The sequence below is a fragment of the Aeromonas sp. A35_P genome, assembly GCF_002259925.1.
In the GTDB taxonomy this organism is placed as follows: Bacteria; Pseudomonadota; Gammaproteobacteria; order Enterobacterales; family Aeromonadaceae; genus Aeromonas; species Aeromonas dhakensis.
Genome location: NZ_NEVB01000075.1, coordinates 1 through 7,900, shown reverse-complemented (window position 1 = coordinate 7,900; position 7,900 = coordinate 1). Strand labels below are relative to the sequence as shown.

The 7,900-nt window shown below is 64.2% G+C and carries 6 protein-coding genes; 3 read left to right on the top strand and 3 right to left on the bottom strand.

Annotated features, from left to right (window positions below):
• The first annotated feature begins 43 nt into the window (after nucleotides 1-43).
• The 3 genes from CAK78_RS05955 to CAK78_RS05945 are packed head-to-tail and all read left to right on the top strand — an operon-like array spanning nucleotide 44 to nucleotide 4,342.
• Entirely contained in the window at nucleotides 44-1,834 is a 1,791-nt protein-coding gene (locus CAK78_RS05955; protein ID WP_176452695.1) for an assimilatory sulfite reductase (NADPH) flavoprotein subunit, read from the top strand.
• Entirely contained in the window at nucleotides 1,834-3,546 is a 1,713-nt protein-coding gene (gene cysI / locus CAK78_RS05950; protein ID WP_094696682.1) for an assimilatory sulfite reductase (NADPH) hemoprotein subunit, read from the top strand. The genes CAK78_RS05955 and cysI overlap by 1 nt, the downstream gene beginning before the upstream one ends.
• Complete coding sequence (locus CAK78_RS05945) at nucleotides 3,536-4,342, top strand: phosphoadenylyl-sulfate reductase (protein WP_094696681.1); 807 nt, start codon at nucleotides 3,536-3,538, stop codon at nucleotides 4,340-4,342. Before cysI ends, CAK78_RS05945 begins: the two co-directional genes overlap by 11 nt.
• Before the next feature lie 91 nt (nucleotides 4,343-4,433).
• Here CAK78_RS05945 and proX read toward each other — a convergent pair whose 3' ends face one another.
• The 3 genes from proX to proV are packed head-to-tail and all read right to left on the bottom strand — an operon-like array spanning nucleotide 4,434 to nucleotide 7,779.
• Nucleotides 4,434-5,435: a glycine betaine/L-proline ABC transporter substrate-binding protein ProX gene (proX, locus tag CAK78_RS05940; protein WP_094696680.1), complete on the bottom strand. Its 1,002-nt coding sequence runs from the start codon at nucleotides 5,433-5,435 to the stop codon at nucleotides 4,434-4,436.
• Nucleotides 5,432-6,586 (bottom strand): glycine betaine/L-proline ABC transporter permease ProW, encoded by a 1,155-nt coding sequence (gene proW, locus CAK78_RS05935; RefSeq protein WP_094696679.1) that lies wholly within the window; start codon nucleotides 6,584-6,586, stop codon nucleotides 5,432-5,434. Before proW ends, proX begins: the two co-directional genes overlap by 4 nt.
• On the bottom strand, nucleotides 6,583-7,779 hold the full coding sequence (gene proV, locus CAK78_RS05930) for a glycine betaine/L-proline ABC transporter ATP-binding protein ProV (RefSeq protein ID WP_094696678.1): 1,197 nt from the start codon (nucleotides 7,777-7,779) through the stop codon (nucleotides 6,583-6,585). The genes proW and proV overlap by 4 nt, the downstream gene beginning before the upstream one ends.
• Nucleotides 7,780-7,900 lie beyond the last annotated feature (121 nt).

The window sequence follows — 7,900 nt, the reverse complement described above, 5'->3', positions numbered from 1 at the left end:
CCCCTTAACCTGACCAAAAATCAGACCATGGAAGACGTGTGTGATGCAATTGAAGGACTCCCTGACCAACCTGACTCCCCTATCTGACGAGCAGCAGCGACAGCTGAGCCAGGCGCTATCGACCCTCAATACCCAGCAACTGGCCTGGGTGAGCGGTTATCTCTACGGTCTCTCCCAGGCGGGCAGCCAGCCTGCCGTGACCGGGGCAGCAGCAGCCACCCCCAGCGGCAATCTGACCATTCTCTACGGCTCCCAGACCGGCAACGCCAAGGGCGTGGCCAGTGCCATCAAGGCGCAGGCCGAGGCCCGTGGCCTGCCTGTGACCCTCACCTCCATGGCGGACTACAAACCCAAGCAGCTCAAGAAAGAGACCCACCTGCTGGTGGTAGTGAGCACTTACGGGGAGGGTGAACCGCCGGAGAGCGCGGTCGATCTGTACGAGCAGCTCAAGAAGGGCAAGGTTGGCAAGCTGGAAGGGCTCAAGTTCGCCGTGCTGGGGCTGGGTGACAGCTCCTATGAGTTCTTCTGCCAGACCGGCAAGGACTTTGACAGCCTGCTGACCAAGGCCGGCGCCGATCGGGTGCATGAACTCGCCAGCCTGGACGTGGATTATCAGGATGCCGCCAAGGCATGGGGCGAACAGGCGCTCAACGCCATCGCCGCCACCCTCTCCGCCGGCCCCGCCGGCAGCAGAGTAGCCAGCGCGGTCCAACAGGCGGTCGGCCACAGCCAGTACAACAAGGAGAACCCCTTCCCGGCCAGACTCTCGGTCAACCAGAAGATCACCGGTCGCGACTCGACCAAGGATATCCGCCACATCGAGATCAGCCTCGAAGAGTCCGGCATCCGCTACCAGCCGGGGGATGCGCTGGGCATCTGGTTTGACAACGATGCCGACCTGGTCGGTGAGGTCTTGGCGCTGGCTCATCTCTCCGGCGACGAGGCCACCGCCCGCGGCAGCCTGCGCGAGGTGCTCAGCCGCGAGCTGGAGCTGACTCGCTTGCACGGCGGCTTTATCACCGGCTTGGCAGAGATCTCGGACAACGCGGCGCTCAAAGATCTGGCCGGAGACAAGGCCCAGGTCAACGCGCTGGTGGCCAGCGCCCAGGTAGTGGATGTGCTCAAACGCTTCCCGACCGCGCTCACAGCCGAACAGCTGCTGGGCCTGCTGCGCCCGCTCACTCCGCGCCTCTACTCCATCGCTTCCAGCCAGAGCGAGGTGGAGGAAGAGGTGCACCTGACCGTCGGCGTAGTGCGCTACCCGCAGGAAGACGGCACAGTGCGCAGCGGCGCCGCCTCCTCCTATCTGGCGGACCGTCTGCCTGAGGATGCCGAGGTGCGGGTATTCGTGGAGCACAACGACAACTTCCGCCTGCCTGCTAACCCCGATACCCCCGTCATCATGGTGGGCCCGGGCACCGGCATCGCCCCCTTCCGAGCCTTCTTGCAGGAGCGGGAAGCGCAAGGGGCCGACGGCAAGAACTGGCTCTTCTTCGGCACCCCCCACTTTACCCAGGATTTCCTCTATCAGGTGGAGTGGCAGCGTTATGTGAAGTCGGGCCTGCTGTCGAAGATCTCCCTGGCCTTCAGCCGGGATCAGGCCAACAAGATTTATGTGCAGGATCGCCTGCGCGAGGCGGGGCTCGAGCTCTACCAGTGGCTGGAAGCAGGCGCTCACTTCTATGTGTGCGGCGACGCCAATCATATGGCCAAAGATGTGCAGGAAGCCCTGCTGGATGTGATTGCCGAACATGGCCAGAAGAGCCGTGAGGAAGCAGAAGAGTATCTGAGCGAATTGCGTCGTGCCAAACGTTATCAAAGGGATGTCTATTGATGAGCAAACAAGTTATTCCAGGACCGGTGGAAGGACCGCTGGCCGACAACGAACGTCTGAAACGCGAGAGCAACTTTCTGCGCGGCACCATAGAGCAGGATCTCAAGGACCCGCTCACCGGCGGCTTCAACGGCGACAACTTCCAGCTGATCCGCTTTCACGGCATGTATCAGCAGGATGACCGCGACATTCGCCCGGAGCGCGCCGCCCAGAAGCTGGAGCCCCTGCACAACGTCATGCTGCGCGCCCGCCTGCCCGGCGGCATCATCACCCCGGCCCAGTGGCTGGTGATCGACAAGTTTGCCGAGGAACACAGCCTGTACGGCAGCATCCGCCTGACCACCCGCCAGACCTTCCAGTTCCACGGGGTGCTCAAGCGCGACATCAAGCTGATGCACCAGACCCTCAACAACACCGGCATCGATTCCATCGCCACCGCCGGCGACGTGAACCGCAACGTGCTATGCACCAGCAACCCGGTGGAGTCAGAACTGCACCAGGAGGCCTACGAGTGGGCCAAGAAGATCTCCGAGCACCTGCTGCCCAAGACCCGCGCCTACGTGGAGATCTGGCTAGACGGCGAGAAGCTGGGGGGGGACGAGGAGCCGATCCTGGGGTCGACCTACCTGCCGCGCAAGTTCAAGACGACCGTGGTGATCCCGCCCCACAACGACGTGGACATCCACGCCAACGATCTCAACTTCGTGGCCATTGCCGAACACGGAAAGCTCGTGGGCTTCAACGTGCTGGTGGGCGGGGGTCTGGCCATGACTCACGGTGACACCACCACTTATCCGCGCAAGGCGAGCGATTTCGGCTTCGTGCCGCTCTCCCACGTGCTGGAGGTAGCAGCCGCCGTGGTCAGCACCCAGCGTGACTGGGGCAACCGGGTCAATCGCAAGAACGCCAAGACCAAGTACACCCTTGAACGGGTGGGGGTCGAGGCCTTCAAGGCCGAGGTGGAGAACCGTGCCGGCATCCAGTTCGGGCCGGTGCGCCCCTATGAGTTCACCAGCCGTGGTGATCGCTTCGGTTGGGTCGAGGGGATCGACGGCAAGCACCACCTGACCCTGTTCATCGAGAACGGCCGCCTGCTGGACTTCCCGGGCAAGCCCCTCAAGACCGGCATGCTGGAGATCGCCAAGGTGCACCAGGGGGACTTCCGCCTGACCGCCAACCAGAACCTCATCATCGCGGGCGTGCCTGCCGGCGAGAAGGCCCGCATCGAGGCGCTGGCGCGCCAGTACGGCCTGCTCGACGACGGCGTGAGCGAGCAGCGCAAGCAGTCCATGGCCTGTGTGGCCCTGCCTACCTGCCCGCTGGCGATGGCCGAGGCCGAGCGCATGCTGCCCGCCTTCGTCACCGACATCGAAGGCTTGCTGGCCAAGCACGGCCTGGCGGATGACGCCATCATCTTCCGGGTCACCGGCTGCCCCAACGGCTGCGGCCGCGCCATGCTGGCGGAGGTGGGTCTGGTGGGCAAGGCGCCGGGCCGCTACAACCTGCACCTGGGGGGCAACCTGGAGGGGACCCGCATCCCGCGCCTGCACCTGGAGAACATCACTGAGCCGCAGATCCTGGCCGAGCTGGACGCCCTGATCGGGCGCTGGGCCAAGGAGCGCAACCCGGACGAGTGCTTCGGCGATTTCGTCATTCGCGCCGGGATCATAGCCCCGGTCATCGACTCCGCGAGGGACTTCTATGCAGCCTGAACAGACTGATACAGCCCGGCTGGCGCGCACCGCCGACGGCCGGCTCGACCTCGACGCCCTGCTGGCCTTGAGCCGGGAGGAGCAGGTCGAGGCGCTGGCCCCCCTCAACCGGCAGCTGGATGCCATGAGCGCCCCCGAGCGGGTGCGCTGGGCCCTGGCCAACCTGCCGGGAGAGCATGTGCTGTCGTCGAGCTTCGGCATCCAGGCGGCACTGATGCTGCACCTGGTGAGCCGCGAGCGGGCCGATGTGCCTGTGGTGCTGACCGATACCGGTTATCTCTTCCCCGAGACCTACCGCTTCATCGACGAGCTGACCGAGCGTCTCGCCCTCAACCTCAAGATCTACCGGGCCGCGCTCACCCCGGCCTGGCAGGAGGCCCGCTTCGGCCTCCTGTGGGAGCAGGGGGTGGAGGGGATCACCCGCTACAACCAGCTCAACAAGGTAGAACCCATGGATCGCGCCCTCAACGAGCTCGGTGCCCGCACCTGGTTCTCGGGTCTGCGCCGTGAGCAGTCAGGCAGCCGGGGCAAGCTGCCGGTGCTGGCCATCCAGCGCGGCCGCTTCAAGTTCCTGCCGGTGATCGACTGGAGCAACAAGGACGTCTTCTACTACTTCAAGGAGTTCGACCTCCCCTACCACCCCCTGTGGGAGCAGGGTTACCTGTCGGTGGGCGATGTGCACACCACCACCAAGTGGGAGCCCGGCATGAGCGAGGAGCAGACCCGCTTCTTCGGCCTCAAGCGCGAATGCGGTCTGCACGAGGAGAGTGGCGAGAGCGACGGCTCCGGCATCTGAGCCAGACGCTCCACCCGCATGGCTCCCATAAAAAACGCCCGGCAACTGCCGGGCGTTTTTCCTTGCGCAAAAAAGCGACCTACCGCCCTCATTACCTGGCGGCGGCGCGCGCCTGATTCAGCCAGTCGTTCACCAGCGCCTCGTGGCCCTTGAGCCAAGCATCGGCGTGACGCTCCACATCCGCCGGCTTGTTCTGCCCCTTGTTCATCAGACCGTTCTGCACGTTGATGTCATTGAGTGGCAGCTTGACGATGGAGAAGAGTTTGGCGGCCGCCGGGTTGGCCTCGGCGAACCGCTTGTTGGCGACGATGTGCATGGTGTTGACCGGGAAGCCGTAGTTCTTGCCGTTCGGCAGCCGGGTCTTGGCCGCATCAGGGCCATCGGCGGGCACCTGCAGCCACACCACATCCCGGCCGGGCACCAGCTCGCTGCTGAGCCAGTAGGGGGTCCAGGTGTAGTAGAGCACCGGCTTGCCGCTCTTGAAGCGGGCCTGGGTATCGGCGATCAGCGCCGCATAGTTGCCCTGCTTGTGGGTGACTGTGGGGGTCAGCCCAAACTCGGCCAGATGGCGGTTGATCGCCTCTTCGCAGCCCCAGCCCGGGTTGCAACCGATGAGATCGGCCTTGCCGTCGCCATCGCCGTCAAACAGCGCCGCCAGCTTGGGATCCTTGAGCTGTCCCAGGTTGGTGATGCCATAGCGGGTCGCGGTCTGCTTGTCGATGAGATAACCCTGGGCGGCCCCGGCCACATAGGTGCCCTCACGGAAGAACACCTTGTCGCCGCCAGCCTGCTCATATTTGTTGTTCTGCAGCGGTATCCAGTTGAAGGCCAGAAAAGTGCCATCCCCCTGCGCCACCGAGGCGTAGGCCACATTGTAGTCCACCTCCTGGGCCAGCTGGACGTCATAGCCGAGGCGCGCCATCAGCTTGCTGACCAGCAGGGTCTGAAAGCTCTCCTCCGGCAAGGAGCTCTGCAGGGGCTGAACGCGCACGCCCTCCCCCGGCAGCTCGGTGCTGGCCATGGCGAACGGGCCGAGCAGTTGGGCGCTCAGCAGCAGGGAGCCCAGGGTCAGCGTCTTGGTGATCAGTCTCATGCATTTACTCCTTTGTAATCGATTGGCTTGTCGCGACCGAGCAGGCGCAGCAGCAGGGCGGCGGGGCCGCGCTGATACCAGCGACCGGTACGGCTGCGATCCGGCTGTCCCATCGCCTGGGTCAGGCGGTCAAGCACGATGGCCAGCAGCACTATGCCGAGGCCGCCGATGGAGGCGAGCCCCATGTCGAGCCAGCCGATGCCACGCAGCACCATCTGGCCGAGCCCCCCCACCGCGATCATGGAGGCGATCACCACCATGGAGAGCGCCAGCATCAGGGTCTGGTTGACCCCGGCCATGATGGTGGGCATGGCGAGCGGCAGCTGTACCTTGAACAGCAGCTGGGAGGGGCTGGCACCGAACGAGTGGGCCGCCTCCACCAGATCGGCGGGCACCTGGCGAATGCCCAGCATGGTGAGCCGGATCATGGGCGGCAGCGCAAAGATGACGGTCACCACCACCCCGGGCACGTTGCCGATGCCAAACAGCATCACGATGGGGATGAGATAAACAAACGCCGGAGTGGTCTGCATGGCATCCAGCAACGGCCGGGTCCAGCGTGACAGTCGCTCGCTCCGCGCCAGCAGGATACCGGCCGGCAACCCGAGCAAGACGCAGAAAAAGAGCGAGGTCAGCACCAGCGACAGGGTCACCATGGCATCGGACCAAGCGCCGATCAGACCCACCATCACCAGCGAGGCCAGGGTCCCCAGCGCCATGCGGACGTTCACTAGTTGCCAGGCGATCAGGGTCAGCAGGCCGATCATCAGGGTGGAGGGCACCGTCTGCAGCAGATGGGTCATGCCGTTCAGGGTCAGCTCCACCGGCGCGCGGATCAGCTGGAACAGCGGTCGCAGGTTCTCCACCAGCCAGCCGATGCCACCCTCGACCCAGCTGTCCAGCGGCACCAGCGCCTGCTGGAAGGGATCCAGCCAGTCGACTGAGGCTGTGGTGTCCACCGTCTCGATCTGGTTCTGCCAGTCAGTGGCGGCGGTGGCGGTATCGCTCCAGGGATCGGCCACCTCGGTGGCACTGGAAGCCGTGGCGCCCCAAGGGTCGGTCGCCACCTCATCGGCACGCAGGGAGGGGCTCGCCAGCAGCACCAGGGCCAGCAGCCCGCTCAGTAAAAAATGGGGATTCATCCGCTTCATGCCGGGGTACTCCTGTCCAGGGTGTTCAGCAGGTTGGCCTTGGAGATTAGGCCCAGATAAGTGCCATCCTCCTCGACCACTGGCACCTGACAGGGGGCGGAGGCCACCTGGCTGATCAGTTCGTTGAGGGCGGTGTCCGCCAGGATGGGCTGGATGTCCGCCAGCAGCGCCTGCTCCAGGCTGCCTTTGGCCCTGACCGCCTGACCGAGCGACTCCACCGAGACGACCCCGATGAAGCGGCGCCGGCGATCCACCACGTAACCGAACTCCCGCTCCTGCTCCTTGAGCTGGCGCAGGGCGTTGCCCGGCCCGTCGGTGGTGTGCTTCTTGATAAGCGGCATCTGCTTGCGGCTGGCCACGTCGCGGGCGCTGAACACATGGGCCAGATCCACCCCGCGAAAGAAGGCGCGCACATAGTCGTTGGCGGGCTGGTTGAGGATCTCGTCCGGGGTGCCGACCTGCACCAGCTGGCCGTCCTGCATGATGGCGATGCGATCGCCGATGCGCATCGCCTCATCCAGATCGTGAGAGATGAAGACGATGGTGCGCTGCTGGCTGGCCTGCAGCTTGAGCAGCTCATCCTGCATCTCGGTTCGGATCAGTGGATCCAGCGCCGAAAAAGCCTCGTCCATCAGCAGGATATCGGGGTCATTGGCAAGGGCACGGGCCAGCCCGACCCGCTGCTTCATGCCGCCGGAGAGCGCATCGGGGAAGGCATCGATCCACTGCCCCAACCCCACCTGCTGCAGTGCCTGGCGGGCGCTCTGCTGACGTTCCGCCAGCGGCACCCCGGCCAGCTCCAGCCCGAAGGCGGTATTTTCCAGCACGCTCAGGTGCGGCATCAGGGCGAAGGACTGGAATACCATGCTGATCTTCTTGCGCCGCACCTGACGCAGCTCGCTGTCGGAGATGGCGGCAATGTCCTCGCCATCGATCAGCACCTGGCCGCGGCTCGGCTCGATCAGCCGGTTGAAGAGACGCACCAGGGTGGATTTGCCCGAGCCGGAGAGGCCCATCACCACGAAGATCTCCCCTTCGTCGATGGCCAGATTGACATCCTGGACCCCCAGGGTCTGCCCGGTTTTTTGCAGTATTCTGGCGCGGTCATGGCCTTTGGCCAGCAATTTGAACGCTTTTTCCGGCTGATCGCCGAAGATTTTGTAGAGTGATTTGACCTCGAGTTTGACTGTCATATTGTCCTTTTTTCTTGGCCGACGGGCTGCCTGGCAAACCGTCGAACGTGAGCCAATTACTTTTAACACTAAGCAATTAACAACAAAAACAAAAGAACCATAAGAGTCTCAACAAAAGGAT